This window comes from Pseudomonas sp. N-137 (assembly GCF_034555295.1).
Taxonomy (GTDB): domain Bacteria; phylum Pseudomonadota; class Gammaproteobacteria; order Pseudomonadales; family Pseudomonadaceae; genus Aquipseudomonas; species Aquipseudomonas rhizophila.
In genome coordinates this window covers 203236-225476 of the sequence record NZ_JAXUDQ010000007.1, presented here as the reverse complement: position 1 = coordinate 225476, position 22241 = coordinate 203236, and the positions used below count along the sequence as shown (strand labels likewise).

The 22241-nt window shown below is 60.6% G+C and carries 19 protein-coding genes; 12 read left to right on the top strand and 7 right to left on the bottom strand.

Annotation, left to right across the window (positions count from 1 at the left end; genetic code table 11):
• The first annotated feature begins 88 nt into the window (after positions 1-88).
• Positions 89-1840, top strand: coding sequence for a sulfatase-like hydrolase/transferase (locus T3A99_RS07115; RefSeq protein WP_274090738.1), 1752 nt, complete (start codon positions 89-91; stop codon positions 1838-1840).
• A 156-nt stretch (positions 1841-1996) separates the two neighbouring features.
• Here the strand turns inward: T3A99_RS07115 and T3A99_RS07110 are convergent, their stop codons facing one another.
• The gene (locus tag T3A99_RS07110) at positions 1997-3916 is read right to left on the bottom strand and encodes an acyltransferase family protein (protein ID WP_322834161.1); all 1920 of its coding nucleotides are present in this window, start codon (positions 3914-3916) and stop codon (positions 1997-1999) included.
• A gap of 247 nt (positions 3917-4163) precedes the next feature.
• Between T3A99_RS07110 and T3A99_RS07105 the strand changes: the two genes are divergently transcribed.
• From T3A99_RS07105 to T3A99_RS07085, 5 genes are all read left to right on the top strand, one after another.
• Positions 4164-4832 (top strand): ABC transporter ATP-binding protein, encoded by a 669-nt coding sequence (locus tag T3A99_RS07105; RefSeq protein ID WP_322834160.1) that lies wholly within the window; start codon positions 4164-4166, stop codon positions 4830-4832.
• Positions 4832-7300: an ABC transporter permease gene (locus T3A99_RS07100; RefSeq protein ID WP_322834192.1), complete on the top strand. Its 2469-nt coding sequence runs from the start codon at positions 4832-4834 to the stop codon at positions 7298-7300. Before T3A99_RS07105 ends, T3A99_RS07100 begins: the two co-directional genes overlap by 1 nt.
• Entirely contained in the window at positions 7290-8363 is a 1074-nt protein-coding gene (locus T3A99_RS07095) for a lipocalin-like domain-containing protein (protein WP_322834159.1), read from the top strand. Before T3A99_RS07100 ends, T3A99_RS07095 begins: the two co-directional genes overlap by 11 nt.
• Before the next feature lie 65 nt (positions 8364-8428).
• Complete coding sequence (locus T3A99_RS07090) at positions 8429-8671, top strand: hypothetical protein (protein ID WP_047228527.1); 243 nt, start codon at positions 8429-8431, stop codon at positions 8669-8671.
• Between the two features lie 31 nt (positions 8672-8702).
• Positions 8703-8873 carry a hypothetical protein gene (locus tag T3A99_RS07085; protein ID WP_322834158.1) on the top strand — a complete coding sequence of 57 codons (171 nt, stop codon included), beginning with the start codon at positions 8703-8705 and terminating at the stop codon, positions 8871-8873.
• Between the two features lie 313 nt (positions 8874-9186).
• Here the strand turns inward: T3A99_RS07085 and T3A99_RS07080 are convergent, their stop codons facing one another.
• From T3A99_RS07080 to T3A99_RS07065, 4 genes are all read right to left on the bottom strand, one after another.
• On the bottom strand, positions 9187-9705 hold the full coding sequence (locus T3A99_RS07080) for an Hcp family type VI secretion system effector (RefSeq protein ID WP_047228526.1): 519 nt from the start codon (positions 9703-9705) through the stop codon (positions 9187-9189).
• A 230-nt stretch (positions 9706-9935) separates the two neighbouring features.
• Positions 9936-11312, bottom strand: coding sequence for a VOC family protein (locus tag T3A99_RS07075; protein ID WP_322834157.1), 1377 nt, complete (start codon positions 11310-11312; stop codon positions 9936-9938).
• A gap of 156 nt (positions 11313-11468) precedes the next feature.
• Positions 11469-12398, bottom strand: a complete 930-nt coding sequence (locus tag T3A99_RS07070) for an alpha/beta fold hydrolase (protein ID WP_274090734.1) — start codon at positions 12396-12398, stop codon at positions 11469-11471.
• Between the two features lie 16 nt (positions 12399-12414).
• Positions 12415-13869, bottom strand: coding sequence for a flavin-containing monooxygenase (locus T3A99_RS07065; protein ID WP_076383955.1), 1455 nt, complete (start codon positions 13867-13869; stop codon positions 12415-12417).
• A gap of 182 nt (positions 13870-14051) precedes the next feature.
• Here T3A99_RS07065 and T3A99_RS07060 point away from each other — a divergent pair, with 182 nt between their 5' ends.
• The 3 genes from T3A99_RS07060 (at position 14052) to T3A99_RS07050 (ending at position 16840) form a co-directional block, all read left to right on the top strand.
• Positions 14052-15137: a diguanylate cyclase gene (locus tag T3A99_RS07060; RefSeq protein WP_076383956.1), complete on the top strand. Its 1086-nt coding sequence runs from the start codon at positions 14052-14054 to the stop codon at positions 15135-15137.
• A gap of 124 nt (positions 15138-15261) precedes the next feature.
• Positions 15262-15948 (top strand): cysteine hydrolase family protein, encoded by a 687-nt coding sequence (locus tag T3A99_RS07055; RefSeq protein ID WP_076383957.1) that lies wholly within the window; start codon positions 15262-15264, stop codon positions 15946-15948.
• Positions 15949-15952: 4 nt separating this feature from the next.
• Positions 15953-16840 carry a LysR family transcriptional regulator gene (locus T3A99_RS07050; protein WP_305466309.1) on the top strand — a complete coding sequence of 296 codons (888 nt, stop codon included), beginning with the start codon at positions 15953-15955 and terminating at the stop codon, positions 16838-16840.
• A gap of 122 nt (positions 16841-16962) precedes the next feature.
• On the opposite strand, the gene T3A99_RS07045 is transcribed toward T3A99_RS07050, so the two are convergent.
• Positions 16963-17880: an AraC family transcriptional regulator gene (locus tag T3A99_RS07045; protein WP_047228519.1), complete on the bottom strand. Its 918-nt coding sequence runs from the start codon at positions 17878-17880 to the stop codon at positions 16963-16965.
• Between the two features lie 247 nt (positions 17881-18127).
• Between T3A99_RS07045 and T3A99_RS07040 the strand changes: the two genes are divergently transcribed.
• The 3 genes from T3A99_RS07040 (at position 18128) to T3A99_RS07030 (ending at position 20876) form a co-directional block, all read left to right on the top strand.
• Positions 18128-19150, top strand: coding sequence for an alpha/beta hydrolase (locus T3A99_RS07040; protein ID WP_274090732.1), 1023 nt, complete (start codon positions 18128-18130; stop codon positions 19148-19150).
• A 121-nt stretch (positions 19151-19271) separates the two neighbouring features.
• Positions 19272-20492, top strand: a complete 1221-nt coding sequence (locus T3A99_RS07035) for an MFS transporter (protein WP_274090731.1) — start codon at positions 19272-19274, stop codon at positions 20490-20492.
• Positions 20493-20615: 123 nt separating this feature from the next.
• Positions 20616-20876 carry a hypothetical protein gene (locus tag T3A99_RS07030; protein WP_274090730.1) on the top strand — a complete coding sequence of 87 codons (261 nt, stop codon included), beginning with the start codon at positions 20616-20618 and terminating at the stop codon, positions 20874-20876.
• Between the two features lie 75 nt (positions 20877-20951).
• Here T3A99_RS07030 and T3A99_RS07025 read toward each other — a convergent pair whose 3' ends face one another.
• The gene (locus T3A99_RS07025; protein WP_274090729.1) at positions 20952-22103 is read right to left on the bottom strand and encodes a mechanosensitive ion channel family protein; all 1152 of its coding nucleotides are present in this window, start codon (positions 22101-22103) and stop codon (positions 20952-20954) included.
• Positions 22104-22241 lie beyond the last annotated feature (138 nt).

Here is a 22241-nt window from a genome sequence, read left to right as displayed (position 1 = left end):
TTCGTCCCTTTTCTTGCGCTTTGCAAAGCCGCTGCTAACGTGCAGAAAACGACCCTCTATCCAACGCCGCCCTATCGCCGAGAAACACATGCTCCGATACCTCAAGGAACTGTTGCTGGTGCTGTACTTGATCAGGGGATATGACTATTACCTTGATCGTCTGAATGCCTTGGGTTTGGGATTTGCCACGTTGCTGTTCGGCGCGATGTTCGTGGTGTTGGTGGTGGCGCTGTGGATGAGTGCGTACATCCGCCAGACCTCCGTGCGCCACCTGTTTGCCCTGGCGATGTTTGGTTCGGCGGTGTTTTTCGAGGTTTACACGAGGGTGACCGATAGCTATCTGACGTACAGCCAGTTTGTGTCGCTGGTGTATTCGGGTGGTTTTATCGGGGAGGCGGCTTCGCAGTACCGCGAAGTGATTGTCAGCGCCGCCACCGGTGGCCTGTTGCTGCTGCTGGGACTGGGTCTCAAGCCTCGGCGGTCGGTGTCATTGCCCGGTTATTTGCCAATCGCCGCACCTGTGGTGGGCGTGTTGTTGCTCAGTGGTGTTCTGTTCGTCCGGGCGGGCGAGGGCGCACGGGGGTTGCCGGTGATGTACACACCGCTGGCCTATCTGAATCTGTTCGTTTACGAAGCCCTGCACAACACCGTCGGTCCTCGGGAGCCGATCCGCCTGACGCGGCCAACATCGCCGATCGAGCATGATATTGTGCTGATTATCGATGAAAGCGTCGCTGGGAATTATCTGGATATCAATACGCCGTTCGGCGTGCACACCGGCCTCAAGACCCCGCCCGATGGGGTGCAGGTGGTCAATTTCGGTTACGCGGCTTCCATTGCCAACTGCAGCGCCGACACCAACGTCACCTTGCGTTACGGCGGCACCCGGGCCGATTACGTGCGCATCAACAGCACGTTGCCGTCGATCTGGCAGTATGCAAAAAACGCCGGGTTGCGCACGGTCTATATCGACGCCCAGCGTACCGGTGGTCACCTTCAGAACCTGATGACCGACACTGAAAAAAACGATATCGACGACTTCGTGCAGTTCGACCGCACCCCGGTGTTCGAGCGAGACATGGCGGTTGCCGCGCAACTGATCGAGCGGCTGGGCAATGACCGGGCCGAGCTGGTGGTGGTGAACAAGCTCGGTGCGCATTTTCCCGTGCACGACAAATACCCGGATGAGTTCATGAGCTATCGTCCCGCACTGCCGCGTGGGCGCTTTCTCGAAGTCGCCGATACCGGCCAGCGTGACGGTTTTGATGGCCGGACCCATGACTGGGAGCTGTACCGCAATGCCTACCAGAACACTTTGCTGTGGAATGTCGGAGAGTTCTTCAGGCGGATCTTCCAGCAGGCCGATTTAGGCAACGCCGTGCTGATCTACACCTCCGACCACGGCCAGGACCTTCACGAGCGCGGCAACCCTGGGCTCAATACCCACTGCGGCGGTGACCCGGTGGCGGAGGAAGGGCTTGTGCCGCTGGTGGTCATAGAAGGCGCGCGCTTGCAGACCCTGGATTGGCAGCGGGCATGGGCACAGAACAAGGACCGCTCCAGCCACTACAACATCTTCCCGACGCTGTTGCAGTTGATGGGGTACGACCCGGCCGGTGTTGAAGCGACCTATGGGAAATCCCTGAGCCAGCCGACCGAAGACGCCTTTACCTTCAACTACCGCTTCAATGCGCGGCTGGGGGCGATGCCTGAATGGAAACACATCGACCTCAAGCACATTGTCACACCAGGTCCGGTTCAGGCCGAGATGGCGGCGGGGCAGGCGGGGTCGATGTTGAAAGTGCCGCCGTCATCGCGAGCAGGCTCGCTCCCACAGTAGTCCGAGTTGTCCGCAGGCCTTGCATGCCTCCGCAAATCCCCTGTGGGAGCGAGCCTGCTCGCGAAGGCGGTGGGTGGGCTTGCAGCATAGAATCTCCCACAGTAGTCCGAGTTGTCCGCAGAACTTGCATACCCCACAAACCTGCGGGGAGGGGGCTCACTGGGTTGTGGCGATCGGGCCGAGTCGGGCCGGGTCGTGCAGTAGGGAGAATCCCAGCTCGCGCAATGTGCGGCCGATGAAGCGTGAGCCCACGTCATTCAAGTGTGCGTCATCGCGGTACAGCAACTGCCCGTCCATGATCGGGCTGCATAGCCCCGCTGGGCAGATCACTTGATTGGGGTCGATAAAGCGCACCTGGGGCAGTCTGGCGCGTATCCCCTCCCAATACGGCGCGGTGACGTCCAGCGGGGCCGAGCATGAGCGATCGGTGCCGAACATCAAGCGGCGCACGGGGCAGGTCGCTGCATTGTCGATGTTCTGGTTGCGCAGAATCACGATGACCTGGCCGGTGTTGTTCGCCACGTGCTTGATGCTCGCTTCGATAATGTGCGCGGCCGCCGCATCCTTGGGCCAGGCGCCGGCCAGCACGACGTATGGGTAGTGGTTCTGCTTGATCAGCTCGAACACCCGGTCGTTGCGCGCCATGCAACGGTCGCCATACGCCTCGGACACCTCGGTGGCATAGCCGAAAATCGGCGGGCAGGCGTCCAGTGTGTAGTCCATTAATCTGATGCCGTTGGGTTTGGCCAGGATATCGACCATGCCCGTGAAATGATTGGCGAACGAGTCACCCACCATCATTCCGTCCAGTTGCTCCTTGTGTGCACCGAGCTGGCAATCCGGATCAGGTTCGGCGCTGTACCGCGCACTGGGCATATGGCAACCGCTGCGAAGCCTGTTCGGTTTGCTCAGTGCCATGGCCTCGAGCCTCGACACTTCAGGCGCAAAACGCTGTGGGAAGCCGTTCCATTGCAGGCTCAAGGTCGCCAGGACGGCCAGCCCCAGGGCCGGGGCTATGAATCGGCGGACCAGTACTCGGGGAAACTGCAATTGCGCGCCAGTGCGCCGAAAGGGAATTTCGACATACCGCCAGGACCACCAGGACAACAGAATCGACACCAGCACCAGTGACATGCCCACAGAAAGGGTTATCTCGATGCCCAGGTAATTCAGGTAGGCAATCAACGGCCAGTGCCATAAATACAGCGAATAGGAAATCAGGCCTATGAACACCATGGGTCGGCTGGTCAGCAGGCGGGAGCGAGCTCCACCGCTGCCGGCCAGAATCAGCAGCGCCGCGCCCAGGCAAGGTATCAACGCATTGACGCCGGGGAAGGGGGTGTCCCGGCTCAGGGCAAACAAGGAAAAACCAATCAGCCCATACCCCGCCGCTCTATAGGCCAGCACTTCTATCCTGCCGAGTGTACGTGGCTGATAAAGATAGATACCCAGTGCTCCGCCTAGCATCAGCTCGAAAAACCGTGTGGGCAGCAGGTAATAGGAGGCCGTGGCGAAGACGTTCGTGGCGTATTCGGAAAGCCCCACCGCCGCCACGATACCGACGGCCAGCACCGGCAGGACATAACGCGGCGTCAGGCGATAGAGCACCAGGATCAGCAGCGGCCAGATCACGTAGAACTGCTCTTCAATCCCCAGGGACCAGGTATGCAGCAGCGGCGCTTCGCTGGCATCGGCGGCGAAATAGTTGCCGTACTTCATCCAGATATAGATATTCGAGACCCCCAGCAGGGAGAACAGCGCACTGACGTTGAGCCGCGTCAGGTCGGCGGGGGAAAGGATGAAGGCCCCTGCGATCACGCTCGCCAACAACACAGTGACCAGTGCGGGCACGATGCGATTGATGCGCCGCTGATAAAAGCGCTTGAGCGAAAAGCTGTTGCCTTTGATCTCGGAAAACATCTGGGAAGTGATGAGGAAACCCGAGATGACGAAAAAAATATCGACCCCCACGAACCCGCCTGGCAGCAGGTCGGCGTTGAGGTGATGGATGAGTACGGCCAGCACTGCAATACAGCGAAGCCCATCGATATCGAGGCGATATTTTGTTTGAGGCATGTCGGCGATCGTCCTTGAATAGGAGGCAATCCAGGTGCGTCATGTTTATGACGAATTGGCCGACTGCATGTAAACGGCCCGTATTAGTCATTGATTGATAGCTGGAAATTTATGCTTTGCAAGGCGTCGGGCAAAACCAGGCGGGGCAGACGACCAGCGGTGTTTGCCCGTCGCCTGAGCGCATCCTTGGTCTGCCCGTCACCCAACTCCGCTATCCTGAGCCTCACGTTTACCCATGAGCCTTTTCATGCTTGAAGTTCGCTACGTATTTAAGAGCTATGCCACGCCGCAAGGGCCATTGCCGGTGCTGCAGGGTATCGACCTGACGTTGGCCCCTGGCGACAGCCTGGCACTGATGGGTGAGTCCGGCAGCGGGAAAAGCACCTTGCTGCATCTGGTTGCCGGTCTGGACAAGGTCGACCGTGGCAGCATTCGCTTTGGCGAGCGTAGGCTCGACGGCATGAGCGAAAGCCAACTGGCAAGCTGGCGACGTACACAGATCGGCCTGGTGTTCCAGCAGTTCAACCTCATCAGTAGCTTGCCGGTGGAGGATAATCTGGCGTTCCAGGCGCGTCTGTGCGGTCGCTATGACCCTGCCTGGCAGACCCATCTGGTGCAACGGCTCGGCCTTTCGCAACTGCTGCACCGCTATCCCGAACAACTGTCCGGCGGCCAGCAGCAACGGGTGGCATTGGGGCGGGCACTGGCCTCCCGGCCGCCCTTGTTGCTGGCCGACGAACCCACCGGCAGCCTCGACGAAGCCACCAGCGACGAGGTGCTGCAACTGTTGCTGGAGTTGCTGGACGGCAGCCCGACGAGCCTGCTGATGGTGACCCACAGTCCCCGGGTGGCGGCCCGTCTGAGCCGTCGAGTGGTCTTGCAAGGCGGACGTCTGGCGCAGGTGGCCCAAGGGTGATGATCCTTCGCCAGACGCTCAAGGCCTTGCTCAGCCATTGGCGCCAGCACCCGGTGCAGTTTTTCAGCGTCCTGACCGGGCTCTGGCTCGCCACCAGCCTGCTCACTGGCGTGCAGGCGCTCAACAGTCAGGCCCGGGACAGTTACGCTCGAGCCAGCCAACTGATTGGTGGCGAACCCCAGGCCAGCCTCAGTGCGCCCGGCGGCGGCACCTTTACCCAACAATGGTTTGTCGATCTGCGTCGCCTGGGATGGCCGGTGTCTCCCGTGTTGCAGGCTCGGGTGACGCTGCAGGGGCACGAGGATCAGCGCCTGCAGTTAATGGGCATCGACCCGGTGTCTTTGCCCCCCGGAGCGGCAGTGGCGGGGCAGGTCCGGGAGATGGCAGACGTGGTGGAGTTTTTCACTGACCCTGGCCGCACCTGGATCGCTGCGCAGACCTTGCAGGCCTTGGGGCTGAGCGAGGGTGACCGGCCCCGGACGGTCGATGGACAATCCCTGCCACCGTTGCTTGTCCAGGCGGACATGGCGCCCGGCGTGCTGCTGATGGACATCGGCTTCGCCCAGCAGGTGCTTGGACGGCCGGACCAGCTGTCGCGCTTGCTATTGCCTGCCACGTTCAACGCGCCCTTGCCGACGGCGTTCAACGGCCGGCTGCAGTTCAAGCACGCCGATGAAGAAAACAATCTGTCACGCCTGACCGAAAGCTTTCACCTGAACCTCGACGCCTTGGGGGTGCTGTCCTTCGTGGTGGGGTTGTTCATCGTTCACGCCGCTATTGGCCTAGCGCTGGAACAACGCCGCAGCTTGCTGCGAACCCTGCGGGCCTGTGGCGTCAGTGCGCGGTTGCTGGTCACCAGTCTGGCCCTCGAACTGGGCGCCTTGGCCTTGCTCGGCGCAATCGCAGGAGTGCTCAGCGGCTACTGGCTGGCGAGTCTGTTGTTGCCCGATGTCGCGGCGAGCCTGCGCGGCTTGTACGGCGCCGAAGTGGCCGGCCACCTGAACCTCAGCCCGTGGTGGTGGCTCAGCGGCGTGGGCTTGGGCTTGCTCGGTGCGTTACTGGCCGGCGCCGACAGTTTGCTGCGGGCGGCGCGCCTGCCGCTGTTGGCGCTGGCCAATCCCCAGGCCTGGCATCAGGCCCATGCCCGCTGGCTGCGGCGCCAGGGGTGGGTGGCGACATTGGCGGGGTTGCTCGCGGTATCGGCGTTGATCTGGGGTGACAGCCTGGGCAGCGGTTTTGTCTTGATGACGGCGTTGTTGCTGGGCGCTGCCCTGGCTTTACCGGTGTTGCTCAGTGGCACGCTGAAGTTGCTGTTGCGCCGCAGTCGTTCGGTACTTGGGCAATGGTTTCTCGCCGACTGCCGTCAGCAATTGCCGACGCTGAGCCTGGCACTGATGGCGTTGCTACTGGCTCTGGCGGCGAATATCGGTGCCGGCAGCATGACCGCAGGTTTTCGCCAGACCTTCAGTGACTGGCTCGAGCAACGTCTGACCGCCGAGCTGTACATCAATCCGCAAACCCCGGCCCAGGCGGGCGAGCTGCACGTCTGGCTCAAGGAGCAGCCGGCGATCACCACGATATTGCCCAACTGGCAGGTTTCGATCTCTTTGCAAGGCTGGCCGACGGACATCTACGGCATCATCGATCACAGCGCCTATCGTCAGCATTGGCCGTTGCTGGAGTCGGTTTCCGACAAGCCTTGGGAGCAACTGGCCGCGGCTGACACGTTGATGCTCAGCGAACAACTGGCCCGGCGTCTCAACGTGAATATTGGCGATCGATTGACGATCCCGACGCCCCAGGGACCCTGGACGCCGCGCCTCGTCGGGATCTATGCCGACTACGGCAACCCCAAGGGCCATGTGCTGGTCAATGCCGACCACTTGCTGCGGCATTGGCCGCAACTGACGCCGAACCGCTTCAACCTGCGCATCGAACCCTCCGCGATCCCGGCGTTGCTGACGGCGTTGCAGGCCCGGTTCAGCCTGGATGACAGCCGAGTTGTCGATCAGGCGCGGCTCAAGGGCTGGTCGACGCAAGTATTCGAACGCACCTTCGCCGCCACCGCGGCCCTCAATAGCCTGACGCTGGCGGTGGCCGGGGTGGCGCTGTTCATCAGCCTGCTGACCCAGAGCCAAAGCCGCCTCGGCCAGTTGGCGCCGCTGTGGGCGCTGGGGGTAACGCGCCGGCAGTTGATGTTGCTCAATCTGGGCCAGACCTGGCTGTTGGCGCTATTGACCCTGGTACTGGCCTTGCCACTGGGCATCGCCTTGGCCTGGTGCCTGGACGCGGTAATCAATGTGCAGGCCTTCGGCTGGCGCCTGCCGTTGCGGGTATTCCCGTGGCAATTGGCGCAGTTGCTGGGCCTGGCGATGCTTGCCACGCTGCTGGCATCGGCCTGGCCGCTGTATGCGTTGTACCGCACGCAACCGGCGGATTTGCTGAGGACCTTTGCCCATGAAGATTAAACTGGGCTTGATGCTGATAGCGCTACTGCTCTGCGGTTGTGATAACCGGCAACCGCCGCCGAAGGGCTTCGCCGGCCTGGGTGAGCAGGCCGGCGCATTCACGCCCGTGGTGCCGGGGCGGGTATTCAGTTTTCCCGCCGATCATGGTGTTCATGAGGGATTTCGCATCGAGTGGTGGTACGTCACTGCCAATCTCAAGGATGCCGAGGGCCGCGATTACGGTGTGCAATGGACGCTGTTTCGCAGCGCCCTGAACGCCGCGCCCCAGGCCAGCGGCTGGCGCAACCAGACGATCTGGCTCGGTCATGCCGCGGTCACTTCCAGCGCCGTCCACCATGCCGCCGAGCGCTATGCACGGGGCGCAGTGGGGCAGGCCGGGGTGCAGACGACTCCTTTCGACGCCTGGATCGATGACTGGCGGTTCGCTACACAAGCGTCGGGGGCCGATCCATTGGCGGACATGCAGCTCAAGGCCAGTGGCCCACACTTCAGTTATGAGTTGCGCCTCACGTCGACGCGTCCGCTGGTGCTACAGGGCGATAAGGGGTTCAGCCAGAAATCCGAACAGGGCCAGGCGTCGTACTACTACAGCCAACCGTTCTTCCAGGCCAGCGGCCATGTGGAAATCGATGGCCAGCGTTATACGGTCAGCGGCCCGGCCTGGCTCGACCGCGAATGGAGCAGCCAGCCACTGACTGCGAACCAGACGGGCTGGGACTGGTTTTCCCTGCACCTGGACAGCGGCGAGCATGTGATGCTCTACCGCATGCGCCACAAGGAGGGGGCGCCATACCTCACGGGCACCTGGATCGATGCCCAAGGCCAGGCGCAGACCCTGCATGCCGGGCAGATCAGCCTTGAACCACTGGACACCGCCGTGGTTGCCGGGCGCTCGATGCCGGTGCGCTGGACGATCAAAATCCCCGACAAGCGACTCGACATCACCACCGATGCCTTGAACCCCAACGCCTGGATGAACCTGCGCATTCCCTATTGGGAAGGGCCGGTGCACCTGAGCGGCAGCCACGGCGGCAATGGTTACCTGGAAATGACGGGCTACTGAGAATTGCCGGAACTCCCCGGGAACGTCGACCCTCATACCTTATGAATGCCTCTGAGGAGTCCGTCATGAGTGATGACCTCACACTTCCCTCGCTGGCCGACTGGCAGCGCTTGTTCGACGACAAGACCTACTGGCAGCAGTCGCCCGACGTCCATTTCACCGAGCTGATGCGGGTGGCCGATGACCTGTTCGGCCAGGGCGCTATCGACCTGGCACAGTGGCAGGAACTCAAGGCCAAGGCCGAACAACTGCACCATCGTTCACCCGACGCCAACGTCGCTGAAGAAGTCGCCGATCCTGACGCCTGACGCGCAGGCCCGAAAAACCAAGGAGTTCGCCATGAAACCCAGTGATCAAACGTCGCACAATCCAGACGAGCCGGCGATGCCGGGTGAGGTGGAGCGTGACAACGACGCCCTGCGCCCCAACGATCCGGCTAAACGCAAACAGCAGGAAGGCGATACTGAAGCGGGGGAGACGGATGCACAAAAGACCGCGCAACAGGGCTGAGGATTGATAGACCGCGCGGTCTTGAAAACGCATTTGTTAATGCTGCTTTACTTGCCCGGTCTTGTTCGGCGTAGCGGATATGTTTTTTTATACTGCTGTTGGATTTTGTATAGCTGTTTGTATAGCTGTTATTGATTGGGCGTTAATAATGACGACTAAAGATAAATAATTATTTAAACAAGCTCCCGGACATATTTTGCAAGTTCCACTATTATTATGCCCGTTCGCCCAGTGTCAGGCTCTTTACCAGTGCATGGAATGCCGAGGCCGTCGCACTGGGCGAACACCATCCTGAATCAATATCTATCGACGATTATCCAGCGACCGGTGAACGCCAGTCATCGGAGCCCGACGTGCCGCTGACTTCGTGGGTCCAGGTGATCTTGCGGTAGGTGAAGTGCACATCTTCCAGATGGGTGAAGTGCGCGTTCGCCGGGTCCTGGCAGTTGAGCATGTAGTCCTTGATATCGACGATGATCGCGTCCTCCAGAGTGGTGGTGTAGTAATGCTCCTGGGTGCCGGCCGCCGAGGTGCGGTACCACTGGATCTCGACTTTGGTCAGGCGTTCTCCGCAGGTCAGGGCCGCCAGCAGCAGCGGCGAGGCCTTGTCGAACACCTTGGTGATGACCAGGGGTTTATGCACGCGCTGGCCGGTTGGCTGACCCGACTGAGGATCGCGGGGGATGATGACCTGGTGCTCGAAGCCTTGCACCATGACTTGATCTTCATGACCTTCCTGGTAGGTGTTGCCCACCGAGTCGGCCGTAAAGGCGCCGGCAGTGATCAGACCTTGTTTGGTGCCTTCGATGGACATGTAAGCGGGGGTAGCCAATGGATGCTCTCCTTGCGGGATAACTAAAGGGACCTGGGAAGGGAATCGTCCCCAGGTGGCCTGACGGTTATCAAGAGCTATGCCATCTTCTATAAAAACTATGTATATCAATAAGTTAGGATCATGTGTCGGTCCGTGAGCGCTCCGGGTACAGAGGAATGCGCGCGGGGAGTTGCGTAGTTGGCAAGCCGGATGCGCAACTTCTTACGCATTCGGCTTTCCGGTTTTTCCTACATTCCCAGGGCGGACATGCACTCATCCATCGAGCGCTGTTGCGTTTCGGCATACAACTGCAGCTCATCGATGGTCGGTTGTCCCAGCGCTTGCTCGAATGCCTGGCGATTGGACTGTCCGACGTAGTGAATTTGAGCGGCATCGCCGAGGTTCGACTGGAAGATGCCGGCGGCGCTCACTGGCAGGAAGTCCTCGTACACCAGGGGTTCGGCGCGCAGGTATTGCGCTTCCAGCAAGCGTTCCAGCGAGACCGGTTGCTTGATCGTGCCTTTGGCAGCGAGGCCCTTTGACGTCACGAAATAGCGAAAGTACGCCAATGCCTGTCGACGCAGCTCATCGTGGTTATCAGGGAACTGGGCAAAATGTTCGGTCATCAGTGCGTTGTAGCGTTCGGCGTTGGCTTCGTTGGGAAACTCCCCCAGCGCATCCCGAGCGGCGTTCAGCAACTGATCGTAGAGTGCGCGACCTTTCGGGGTGAGGGCGGCGCCCCGTTGCTCGATTTCGCCGAAGCGGGCGCTGTGGCTGCCTTGGGATTGGGGCTGGTCGGTGAACGCTACAGGTTCGTCGAGCGCCTTGAAGCTGGTCTGCCGCAGTAGGATCGGGCAATGCCGACGAGGCGGGCCCTCGACGACTGCCTTCGGGGTAATGCCGTGCACGGGCATCTGGGCCTGCACGATGTCGATGTCCAGGGTGCGTGGCGTCAGGTGATTGATGTGCGGGCCCTTGAAAGCCACCACGTCGGCGATCAGCCGATGCTGGGCGCTCAGTTGCCGATATTGCTCGGCCGTGACGGTGGCGCTGTGGTGCCAGCGAAAGGTTTCCAGGGCCTGCAGGACGAAGTCATCAGCCTGTGGTTCGGTCAGACCCCCTTGGCGTTCGGCCAGGTCGATGAGCTGGAGCGCCGTGGAGGTGAAGATCTGGCGCTTGTTCAGTACCGATTCGGCAAAGGCCCGGAGCTCGGCGTTTTCGATCAGTTCCAGACGCAGCAACGAGGTAAACACCCGGAACGGGCTGACCTGCAAGGCGCTTTCATGCACGGCTCGAAATGCCGTGGAATGCACAGGCACCCCGGCGGGCGTGAGGTCGTAGTAGCCCACCGGGTGCATGCCCATGACCGCGAACAGACGCCCCAGGGTTGCCAGTTCTGCGGCGGTGCCGACACGGATCGCGCCGTGGCGCTCCAGGTCCAGACGCTGGAGTTCACCGGTACTGCGCAAGTGTTCGGCCAAGTGCGGGTCGTTGACCAGCACCTGGGCATTGGTCTGTTCCACCAGGTTCATCAGTGCCCCGTACAGCGGCACCTCGTCGCGGTACATGTCGGACATCGCCTTGGAGAAGCGTTGGCGGATCAGGTCGGGACTGACGAAGCTCATTGTGAGAATTCCTGGCGCAAGCTGTGGGAAAGTGGAAGGAAAGATCGCAGCCTTCACCAGCGTCGACAAACGAAGAATCTTCAGGACTTCATTCTGTCAGGGACTGATCCGCCCACTTCACCGTGGCTCAGGCAGCCTTGAAGAGCGGCATCAAGGTCACTGGCCCAGGCCCTTGAGAAAGTCGCGATACAGCGCGGCGGTTCTCCCGGGTCGCTCGACCATGGGCATATGGCCTACCCCCTCCCAGATTTCTACACGCAAGTCGGCGATGCCCTTGCTCCATACGGGCACACTGCTGACGTCAATCAGCCGGTCCTTGCGACCCCAGAGCAGCAGCGAAGGCGCGCGGATGTCGGGCAGGCGCGGCTCCATCGGCGGGCTGGCGCGAAAATCCACGAAGATCTCTTCCAGTTCATCCCGGCGCTGCTCATAACGCTCGGCCAGCGCCGCCAGCACCACACTCGGCACCCACGGCGGCGAGGCCATCGTCATCGCGTAGAACGGAGCGAAGTCGTCCCGCGAGCGCACCAGAAACGGGTTGTGGCCGGCTGCCAGGTGCCGCTCCATGTCGCTGGGTTCGGGCGCGGTGACGCCGGCCGGGTCGATCAGGGCCAGGGTGAGTATCCGGTCCGGGGAAGTCGCCGCCAGCCAGGCGGCGAGATGACCGCCCATGGAGTTGCCGATCACATGGACCTTGTCCAGGCCGCAGGCATCCAGCAGTTCGATCACCCGTCGGGCCTGGGTCGGGATGTCATAACCGCCGCCGGCCTTGAAGCCGGTTTCGCCATGACCGGCCAGGTCAGGAATCACCACCCGGTAGTCGCTGACAAAATGCCGGGCAAAACGCAGCCAGAGGTTCTTGTCGGCGCTGTAGCCGTGCAGCATCAATATGCTGCCGGACGCTTCGTAGGGCCCGCCTTGCCAGGTCGACACGGTCATTTCGCTGATGGGCACCGTGATCTTGTGCAGTCGGTACAGACGCGCTTCCAGGGCCATGCCCATGTCGTACAGCACATGGCCGATGCCTGGATACGTCAGCCAGCTCCAGGCGATAAACACGGCGAGGACTACCCACAACACCAACATGCTTTGCCCTCCAGGGTCAGGACAGAATGTGATCGGCCAACCGGAGCCGACGAGTCAGATAGTGATAAGTGAAGCTGAAACCGGGGAACATCGCGACGACGTGGCCGCTTTTGCTTTGATACCAGCTGTGACAGCCGCCGGATTTCCATACGGTGCGTTGCATTTCCCGGTGGATCATTTCGGTGTAGCGCTGTTCGGCGGCAGGCTGCACTTCGATGCTGCGCAGGTTTTGCCGGTTCAAGGTGCGGATGCAGTCCAGGATGTAGTTCATCTGCGACTCGATGATGAACAGTGCCGAGGTGTGACCGATGCCGGTGTTGGGCCCGGTCACGATGAACAGGTTGGGGAAGTCCGGCAGGCTGGTACCCAGGTAGGCGCGTGGGTATTGGGCCCAGACGTCGTGCAGTCGGGTGCCGTTGCGGCCGGTGACGGGATAGGAAATCACCCCGTCGGTGGCGTCAAAGCCTGTCGACCAGATGATCAGGTCCAGCGGGATGTGCTGGCCGTCCCGGGTGATGATGCCGGTTTCATCGAGGGCGGCGATGCCGTGCTCCTGGCCATGCACGCTGACGTTGGCCCGGCACAGGGCCGGATACAACGTACTGGACAGGATGACGCGCTTGCAGCCGATCAGGTAGTCAGGAGTCAAGCGACGACGCAGAACCGGATCCGGTACTTGGCGCTCAAGCATGTTCAGGGCCTGGCGCTGGACCATGCGAACCGCCGGCCGTGAGTATTTGAACGCAATCACCCGGGTTTCGAATTGCCAGTAGATCGACCAGCGCAACAGGGTGCGCATCGGCGCCAGGCTCAGCAACCAACGTTCGAGACGGTTGAACGTGCGGTCGCGGCGTGGCAGTACCCAGTGGGGCGTACGCTGAAACACGTGCAGATGGGCGACTTCTGGCGCAATGGCCGGGATGACTTGGGCGGCGCTGGCGCCACTGCCGACGATGGCAACGCGTTTGTGGCGATAGTCGTAGGTGTGGTCCCAATCATTGGTGTGAAACGTCTTGCCCTGGAAGCGATCCCGGCCTTCGAAATCAGGGATCACCGGTTGGCTGAGGGGGCCTGTGGCATTGATCAGGAATTGCGCATGAAAGGTCCCTAGGCTGGCGGTGTCGACGATCCAATGTCGGGCATTGTCGTCCCATGCCACCCGCTGCACATTCGCGCCCAGTTGTACCTTGTCCTGCAGGGCGAAGCGTTCGATCACGTGCCGGGTGTAGCGGTGCAGCTCCTCCTGGCCGGCGAACATCCGGCTCCAGTCGTAAGCGGCGAATGAGAGCGAATACAAGGGCGACGGCACGTCTACCGCCGCGCCGGGGTAGGTGTTCTGGCACCAGGTGCCGCCGAAGAAATTCCGTCGCTCCAAGAGCAGGAAATCCTTTATGCCCTCTTTGAGGAGATTGATTGCCGCGCACTGGCCCCCGAACCCGCTGCCGATGATCAACACCTGATAGCTGCGCATGGGCCTCCTTTCTGGTGGTGGTTGCCGATTCCCTTTGTCATGTATAGCCAAAATCCGAGGGGAGCCGTGCATTTGATGGCGAATAAATACCCCTTCATTGATGGTGGCTATTTGATGCTGCCCTGATAGACTTCAAATAACCCTATCCCACAACCCGGGAAGCCCTCGGTACAGAGGCCTCTATGCAAAGAACGGGACGAAAGGGACTGTCATTGGCCAGGAGGCTTTACACCTCACGAATCCTGGGCCTGATGCTAGGGTTGTTGTTGGTGAGTGTCGCTGTCTATCCCCTTGACCCGGCACCCTGGGTCTGGTGGGCCATGCTGTTCAACGGCTTGTTATGGCCGCATGTGGCCTATCAGTGGGCCCGTCGCGCGGCGCAGCCGTACCAGGCCGAACGCCGAAACTTGCTGATCGACGCCTTTCTTGGCGGTTTCTGGGTCGTTGCGATGCAATTCAATCCGCTGCCCACGGCCGTTACGCTGGCAATGATGGCGATGAACAACGTCTCCATCGGGGGCTTGCGTTTTCTGTTCGCCGGGGCGGCGGTCCAAGTGACGGGCATCGCCCTGGGCCTGGCGATCTTCCCGTTGACCAGTGTGCCGATGACCAGTTCGGCGCAGCTCTATGCCAGTTTGCCTCTGTTGTGCATATATCCGCTGGCGTTGGGCTGGATCTGTTTTCGCCAGACCGACATCCTGGGCCGGCAAAAGCGCGAGTTGTTGGCCCTGAGCCGTACCGACAGCCTGACCGGTCTGCTCAATCATGGGGCGTGGAAGGACCGGCTTAACGAGGAGTTCCAGCGCTGCCTGCGACAGCCACACGATGGGGCTGGTCACGGCGTGATTGCGCTGATGGACATCGACCACTTCAAAGCCATCAATGACACCTATGGCCATGGCGCTGGTGACATCGTGTTGCGTCAGCTGGGCAAGATGCTCAAGCAAAACCTGCGGGCCACCGACATTGTCGGACGTTATGGGGGGGACGAGTTCTGCGTGATTCTGCCGGACCTGACGTTGCACAATGCCGTGCTGGCCATGGAGGCCCTGCGTGAGCGGTTCGCCCTGCTCGGCTACGAGCAGGCCCCCGCGCTAAAGGGCAGTCTGAGCATTGGCCTGGCCGCCTTCAACCCGGCCTATGGCGACGCCACTCTCTGGCTCAACGACGCCGACCAGGCGCTTTACGAGGCCAAGACCGGCGGGCGCAACCGGGTCGTTTGCCATCGGCAGTGCCAGATGCTCGAGGAACCGGCGGTTTCTTTCTGATTCAACCGAGGAAGAGGGTTTATTTGTGCGTAACACAAACAAGTCCTGTTCCAGCCGCACTGTGTTCCGGCCTGAACTATCCCCCTAGGATTGCTTCACTCAACCACTTGTGAAGGAATCCCTCATGCAACGTTTTACCCGTCGTTTGCTCGCCGCTTGTGCGTTCTCCGGTATTGTCGCCAGCACCGGCGCATTGGCTGATGCCCATCCCACCATTCGAGCCATGGCCGGCGCGGAGCCGGTCAACCAACTCCCGGCCGGTAAAACCGCGTTACTGGTAATCGATTTTCAGAACGAATATTTCACCGGCAAAATGCCCATCCCTGACGGCGCTGCTGCGTTGGCCAATACTCGCGAACTGATTGATTTCGCCGATGATCACCACATGCCGGTGTTCCATATTCAGCACATTGCGCCGGCCGGTTCGGCGGTGTTTGCCGAGGGTGGCGAAACCGTGAAATTCCATCCGGACATGCAGCCCCGGGCCCAGGATGTTGTCTTGCAAAAGACCACTGTCAGCGTCTTCGGCAGTACCGACCTGGACAAGCGTTTGAAGAGCGCTGGTATCGAAAACCTGATCATCTCCGGTCTCATGACCCACGCGTGCGTGGCCGGTGCTGCCCGTGATGCGGCGCCGCTTGGCTACAATGTGTTGGTCGCCTCCGATGCATCGGCTACCCGTGCGATCACCCGGGTCAGTGGCGAAGCGATCGACAAGGACGCCTTGCACAAGGCCGCACTGGCCGAGGTCGAGGATACTTTCGGTGATGTGATGACCACCGCCCAAATCATCAAGCTGCCGGTACGCTGAAAATATGAATCAGATGCTCGCCATGCGCGTGTTTCGCTGCATCGTGGAGGCTCAGGGGTTTTCAGCCGCGGCCGAACGACTGGACACCACTCATTCGTCGGTGTCGCGCAACTTGCAGCAACTGGAGTCTGTGCTGGGCGTGCGTCTGATCAATCGCAATACCCGACGCATGAGCCTTACGGCAGCAGGCGAGCGCTACTACGCCGCTTGCGTGGATATTCTGGATCGCGTTGATGCCGCGTCCCAGGCGGTGACCCTGGAACAGGAACGGCCCTCCGGGCTGCTGCGCATCAGTTCACCGCTGGTGATCGGTACGCTGGAGCTGGCCCGTTGGTTGCCGGGGTTCCAGGAGCGCTATCCGGACATCCAGGTCGATCTGTCCTGCTCGGATCCGCTTGTCGATCTGGTAGCCGATGGGGTCGATGTGGCGTTACGGATTTGCGGGCCGCTGGCCGACAGCAGTCTTGTCGCGCGCTTGCTCAGCGTTTCGCCGCTGGTTCTGGTGGCGGCACCGGCCTATGTCTTCAAGCGCGGGCTGCCTCGCGGCGTTGCTGAACTCAACGACCATCGGCTGCTGACGTATGCCTCGGCCACGCAGTGGGTGCTGGTGGGGGAAGCAGGGGAGTCGAGCACGGTGGATTGCGCCAGCAGCTTTCACACGGACACCATCACCGCCTTGCACGCCTGCGCTCTGGCGGGCGGGGGCATTGCCGCGTTTACCCTGGCGACGGTGCAGGATGACTTGCTGACGGGAAGACTGGTGCGGATTCTGCCTGAGTACACGCTTGGGCAGCGGCACTACTATGCGCTTTACCCGCATGCGCGGAATTTGCCGGCCAAGGTTCGAGTGTTTGTGGATTACATGGCGCAGTATTACGGCGCCAGGAACTGATGGACCTTGGACTGAACAGCGCCGGGGCCTGAAAAGCCCGGACAACGTTGCGACGATTTGAACGATGTAGCTGAGCCGTGGCGAGGGAGTTCCCTCGTCACAATGGGGCAAGCCACAATGAATCAGACAGCCTTGGTGTGATCGGCTGGCCCGCGCAACGTCGCAATATCCCGCTTGGGCGGCATGCCAAACAAACGGCCGTACTCACGGCTGAACTGCGAGGGGCTTTCATAGCCCACTTTGAAGGCCGCACTCGCCACGTCCATATGTTCATTGAGCATCAAGCGCTTCGCTTCGTTCAACCGTAGCCACTTCTGGTACTGCAGCGGACTCATCGCGGTGAGCTGGCGGAAGTGATGGTGGAAGGTGGGGGGGCTCATCTGCACACGCGCCGCGAGGTCCTCTACGCGGATGTGTTCGGTGTAATTCAATTTCAGCCAGTCGATGGCTTTGGCGATCCGGTAGCCCTGGCTGTCCACGGAGGCGATCTGACGCAGCCGCGAAGCCTGGTCGCTCATCAACAACCGATAATGAATTTCCTGTTGGATCAGCGGCGCCAGTACAGGGATCGCGTCAGGCTCATCCAGCAGCGCCAACAAGCGTGCGAACGGCGCCAGAAGCTCAGGTGTTGCTGTACCAATGCCTGCGCCAATTCCGATGGGCCGGTCTCGATACGGCGTCATGCCGCTCTGGGCGACCAGATCGGCGACCATGCGCAAGTCGAGCTTGAAGACCAGGCCCAGGCAAGGTTGCTCCGGGCTTGCCACCATCACTTCAGAATTGGCGGGGATGTCCAGCGAAGTGATGAGAAATCGTGTGGTGTCGTATCCATACGCCTTGCCACCTACCCATACCTGTTTCACGCCTTGGGCCACGAGCACGATGCTCGGTTCGATCATGCAGATGACGGGACGCGCCGGGGCTTCACGTCGAAAGAAACTAAGGCCGGCCACCGGCATATCAAAGTCCCCCGTCTGTGGGGTCCGGGCGTCAATGATTCCGGCGAGCGTCTCTTGAAGGGATTTGCGTTGGGTGGTCATGGCGGGTTCGGGGGTTGTCCAGGGCTGATAGCTATAGGCAGAACAGTAACTCGCCAAGCGAAGCGCTGCCTACCCGAACTGGGTGAACTCATAGGATCGGGCAAGAAAAGCAGCGCAATGCGCTACCTGAAATCCGGGTTGAGCGCTGAAAATTTGATCCGACCTGACTCAGGAGATCATTACTCAATGCATGTTCGAGCCTACGCGGGCGACACCCCTCGAATCACTCAAACAGAAGGACTATCCAGTGAAAAGAATGCTGCTTGCCCTCGGTCTGCTTATCGTCTCTTGCTCATCCATGGGGGCTGATATGTCCAACGGTGCTGACAACTTCTACAAAAGTGACAAGGTGACATTGGAAAAGGTCGCCTTCAAGAATCAATACGGGATGGAGGTGGCAGGTAATCTGTTTGTCCCAAAGGGACTGGACCCGAAGGCGAAGAGCGCCGCCATCATCGTGGGTCATCCCATGGGCGCGGTGAAGGAGCAGAGTTCCAATCTGTACGCGACCAAAATGGCCGAGCAGGGTTTTGTTACGCTCTCCCTGGATTTGTCGTTCTGGGGGGAGAGTGAGGGTACGCCGCGCAATGCAGTGTTGCCGGACATGTACGCAGAGGATTACAGCGCTGCGGTGGATTTTCTCGGCACCCGGCCGTTCGTCAATCGCGAGCGCATCGGCATCATCGGTATCTGCGGCAGCGGCGCTTTCGTCATCAGCGCAGCCAAGATCGACCCGCGCCTGAAGGCCATCGCGACGGTCAGCATGTACAACCATGGCGACTTGTACCGCAAAGGCTTGGGTAACTCGACAACGGCGGAACAGAAAAAGCAGTTCCTGGCCACGGCAGCCGAGCAGCGCTATGTGGAGTTTATCGGTGGGAAAACCGCGTACACCTCTGGCTCACCGCTGAAATTGACGGGCGATGCCATCGCGGATGAGTTCTTTGACTTCTACCGGACCCCGCGTGGCGAAGTCACTCCCGCCGGCGCTTCGCCGCAGACCACGACCATGCCCACGCTGTCCAGCAACGTCAAGTTCATGAACTTCTACCCGTTCGATGACATTGAAAGCATCTCGCCGCGTCCTTTGCTGTTTATCACCGGCTCCGAGGCGCACTCGCGTGAGTACAGTGAAGATGCCTACAAGCGGTCTGCGCAACCCAAAGAGTTGCTCATCATCCCGGGAGCCAACCATGTGGACCTTTACGACCGGGTGAACCTGATCCCGTTCGACAAGTTGGCCGGGTTCTTTCGCAACAATCTGAAGTAACTCCCTCAATCACGCCATCACTTGGCACCTCTTGTCCTGCGGCAGCGATCTTCGGTGCCGCAGTTCGTCCCCTCGAGTCTTCAGTGGACCCGACGCTCAAGAAACACAGGATTCATATCCCATGACCGATAGCGTATTGCCCATCTCCCAAGACCGCCCCACGTGGAGCGCGGTGCTTGCCATGTCCCTCGCTGCGTTCGCCCTCGTTGCATCGGAGTTCATGCCGGTCAGCCTGCTCACGCCCATTGCGGCCGATCTACACATTAGCGAAGGGCAGGCCGGTCAAGGCATCGCCGTGTCTGGCGCCTTCGCCCTGATCACCAGCCTGTTCATTGCATCGATTGCCGCTAGGGTGGACCGTAAAAGTTTGCTCCTGCTGCTGACACTGTTGATGATCATTTCTGGAACCGTGGTCTCATTGGCACCCAATTACGCGGTATTCATGGCCGGACGCGCACTGATCGGCGTTGCGATTGGCGGCTTTTGGTCGTTGTCAGCCGCCACGGCCATGCGGCTGGTGCCGGATCACCAGATCCCACGGGCCCTGGCGATCGTCAATGGCGGCAATGCGTTGGCGACGGTGGTGGCGGCGCCGCTGGGCAGTTTTCTTGGGCAGATAATCGGTTGGCGTGGCGCGTTCTTTTGCATTGTGCCTGTCGCCGCCACCGCTTTGGTCTGGCTGCTGTTACGCCTGCCCTCCATGCCGGCACAGACGAAGCAGGGTAGCGCCAACGTGTTCAAATTGATGGCGCGAGCCCCCATAGCCTTGGGCATGCTGGCTGCCAGCGCATTCTTCATGGGTCAATTCATGTTGTTCACCTATCTACGACCGTTCCTTGAAACGGTGACGCAGATGAGCGTGTCTTTGCTTTCGTTTGCATTGCTGGTGATTGGCGTGGCCGGTTTGCTGGGTACCTTTGTGATCGGTGCGTTCTTGAAAAATGGCCTGTATCGGACGCTCATCGTCATTCCGTTGCAGATGGCAGCGATTGCACTTGCCCTGGTGGGGTTCGGGGCGTCGGCAACCATCACGATTATCCTGCTGGGGCTTTGGGGGTTAGTGGCCACCGCTGCCCCCGTCGGCTGGTGGACCTGGCTGGCGCGAACGCTGCCAGATGATGCCGAAGCAGGGGGCGGATTGATGGTCGCGATCATCCAGCTTGCGATTGCGGCGGGTGCAACGGTGGGCGGCATCCTTTTCGATCTGAGCGGCTATCAGGCGACTTTCGAAGCCAGCGCGGCTGTGCTGGGTGGTGCAGCCGTTCTCGGCATCCTGGCTGCACGGGCCGCGGTTCGGGATTGCCCAGACATCCGCGCCCGGGCGCAAGCCAAGGCCGTTTGAGCAGATGACCGTTGAGCGCCTGCGGTTGGTGGCACATTGATATATTGGTAGGCTAGGGGATCGTTACCTATCGAGTGGGTCAGTGTGACTACCGAGCGAATTTTCCAGTTGGAGCAAGCCCTTATGGCCGTGATCGCTGCGGCGGGAAAGATGGGGGTCTGCAGTGATGAACTGTGCGCGCAGGCGGTGGGCGGGTTGATGTTTGAACACCATTGGAGCTGGGCAAACGCACAGTACGCACAAGGGGCGGCCGACGAGATCGACAACGCGTTGAGCCTTCTCGTAGGGAAACCGCCGGTGGAAAACAGGCCGCCGGCGATTGAGACCGGCGCCAATGCGTTGCTCAATCCGCCAGCTAATTCGCGGTCTGTCAGCTTTATTTGATACGAGTGGGCGCCCATTTGCGTATGCGCCCTCATCGCGAGCAAGCTTTGCTCCCACAGGGTAAGTGCTTGGAGGTTAATGCTGCGAGCGATACTCAGGCGCGGCTTCCAGCGAGGTCTTGTGAGCGTTTTCCTTGGACGTTTGCCCCTGCGTATCGGGTAGCGAGGCGACATGAACGGTACGGGCCGGGATCGCAAACCGCACACCGATTCTGGCGAATTCTTCCATCATGCCCAGGTTGATCGCCTGTTGGACATCCATGTAAACGTTGTAGCTGGGGTCCAGCACGATGTACACCGTTTCGAATTCCAGTGCGCTCTCGCCGAAACCGCGAAAGTGCGAGCGGTCGAAGCGGGTCTTTTCCTGAGCCTTGATGATGTTTTCGACGATGACCGGCACTTGCCTTAGCTGTTCTGTCGAGCAGTCATGGGGCAGGGCGAATTCAAAGACGATGCGACGTTCCTGAAGCCGTTTGTAGTTCTGAATGGTGGTGCTGATCATTCCGGCATTGGCCATCACGATCTGCTCGCCACCCAGGCTACGGATCCGCGTGGTTTTCAAGCCGACATGTTCCACGGTGCCGGCCAGGGACCCCACGACAATGAAGTCGCCGACCTCGAACGGTTTGTCCACGGCGATGGACAGCGAGGCGAACAGATCACCGAGGATGTTCTGCACCGCCAGCGCCACGGCGATACCACCGACCCCGAGGCTGGCGATAAAGGCGGTGATGTTCACGCCCAGGTTGGAGAGCATCGCCAGGAGCACCACGGCCCAGAGAAACACCTTCGCGCCCCACAGGCTCAGGGTGGCCAGCGCGCTTTTCTGGTGGATGTCGGAGTGGCTGTGGCGGGCGAAATAGTGCAGCAACGCCAGGGCAATTGCCCGGTTGGCCCAGAGCCCCACCTGCAAGGCTGCGACCACGAACCAGAGGCTGCTGACCCGGTCCAGCCAACGCTCCGGCAGGTCCAGGACGCCGACGCCAATGAGGATGGAGGCCAGTAACAACAGCGTATTGCTGGTGCTGGACAGGACTTCGACGGCGATGTGGCTGACGTACGCATCGGGTTTCTGTGCCCGGGCCTGCACTTTTCTCAACAGCAAGCCGATGCCGGCCCTGACGATGATAAAACTCACCACCATCACACCCAGGGCCAGGAGCCAGTTGGCGATGGAGATGCCGAGTAATTGGGTGTCGGTAAGGAGCTGGAGAGAGCTTGAGTCCATGTGAACGGTCACCTGTGCCATTGCTGTTCAGGTTTTGGCCCTTGCCGACTTTGGTGTGAGAACCTGGGCAGGGCATGAACCTGGTTAGTTCGCGCAAAGCACGGGCCGTTCAATTTTGTTCTGCGCGAGCAGTTGCGT

Bases quoted from the DNA above. Each gene is read 5' to 3' on its own strand.
- T3A99_RS07045 (WP_047228519.1), bottom strand. From the start codon at position 17,880: ATGACCACCCAACGCAAATCCCTTCAAGAGACGCTCGCCGGAATCATT.
- T3A99_RS07095 (WP_322834159.1), top strand. From the start codon at position 7,290: ATGAAGATTAAACTGGGCTTGATGCTGATAGCGCTACTGCTCTGCGGT.
- T3A99_RS07085 (WP_322834158.1), top strand. From the start codon at position 8,703: ATGAAACCCAGTGATCAAACGTCGCACAATCCAGACGAGCCGGCGATG.
- T3A99_RS07050 (WP_305466309.1), top strand. From the start codon at position 15,953: ATGAATCAGATGCTCGCCATGCGCGTGTTTCGCTGCATCGTGGAGGCT.
- T3A99_RS07060 (WP_076383956.1), top strand. From the start codon at position 14,052: ATGCAAAGAACGGGACGAAAGGGACTGTCATTGGCCAGGAGGCTTTAC.
- T3A99_RS07105 (WP_322834160.1), top strand. From the start codon at position 4,164: ATGCTTGAAGTTCGCTACGTATTTAAGAGCTATGCCACGCCGCAAGGG.
- T3A99_RS07055 (WP_076383957.1), top strand. From the start codon at position 15,262: ATGCAACGTTTTACCCGTCGTTTGCTCGCCGCTTGTGCGTTCTCCGGT.
- T3A99_RS07065 (WP_076383955.1), bottom strand. From the start codon at position 13,869: ATGCGCAGCTATCAGGTGTTGATCATCGGCAGCGGGTTCGGGGGCCAG.
- T3A99_RS07025 (WP_274090729.1), bottom strand. From the start codon at position 22,103: ATGGACTCAAGCTCTCTCCAGCTCCTTACCGACACCCAATTACTCGGC.
- T3A99_RS07070 (WP_274090734.1), bottom strand. From the start codon at position 12,398: ATGTTGGTGTTGTGGGTAGTCCTCGCCGTGTTTATCGCCTGGAGCTGG.
- T3A99_RS07030 (WP_274090730.1), top strand. From the start codon at position 20,616: ATGGCCGTGATCGCTGCGGCGGGAAAGATGGGGGTCTGCAGTGATGAA.
- T3A99_RS07035 (WP_274090731.1), top strand. From the start codon at position 19,272: ATGACCGATAGCGTATTGCCCATCTCCCAAGACCGCCCCACGTGGAGC.
- T3A99_RS07115 (WP_274090738.1), top strand. From the start codon at position 89: ATGCTCCGATACCTCAAGGAACTGTTGCTGGTGCTGTACTTGATCAGG.
- T3A99_RS07075 (WP_322834157.1), bottom strand. From the start codon at position 11,312: ATGAGCTTCGTCAGTCCCGACCTGATCCGCCAACGCTTCTCCAAGGCG.
- T3A99_RS07090 (WP_047228527.1), top strand. From the start codon at position 8,429: ATGAGTGATGACCTCACACTTCCCTCGCTGGCCGACTGGCAGCGCTTG.
- T3A99_RS07100 (WP_322834192.1), top strand. From the start codon at position 4,832: ATGATCCTTCGCCAGACGCTCAAGGCCTTGCTCAGCCATTGGCGCCAG.
- T3A99_RS07110 (WP_322834161.1), bottom strand. From the start codon at position 3,916: ATGCCTCAAACAAAATATCGCCTCGATATCGATGGGCTTCGCTGTATT.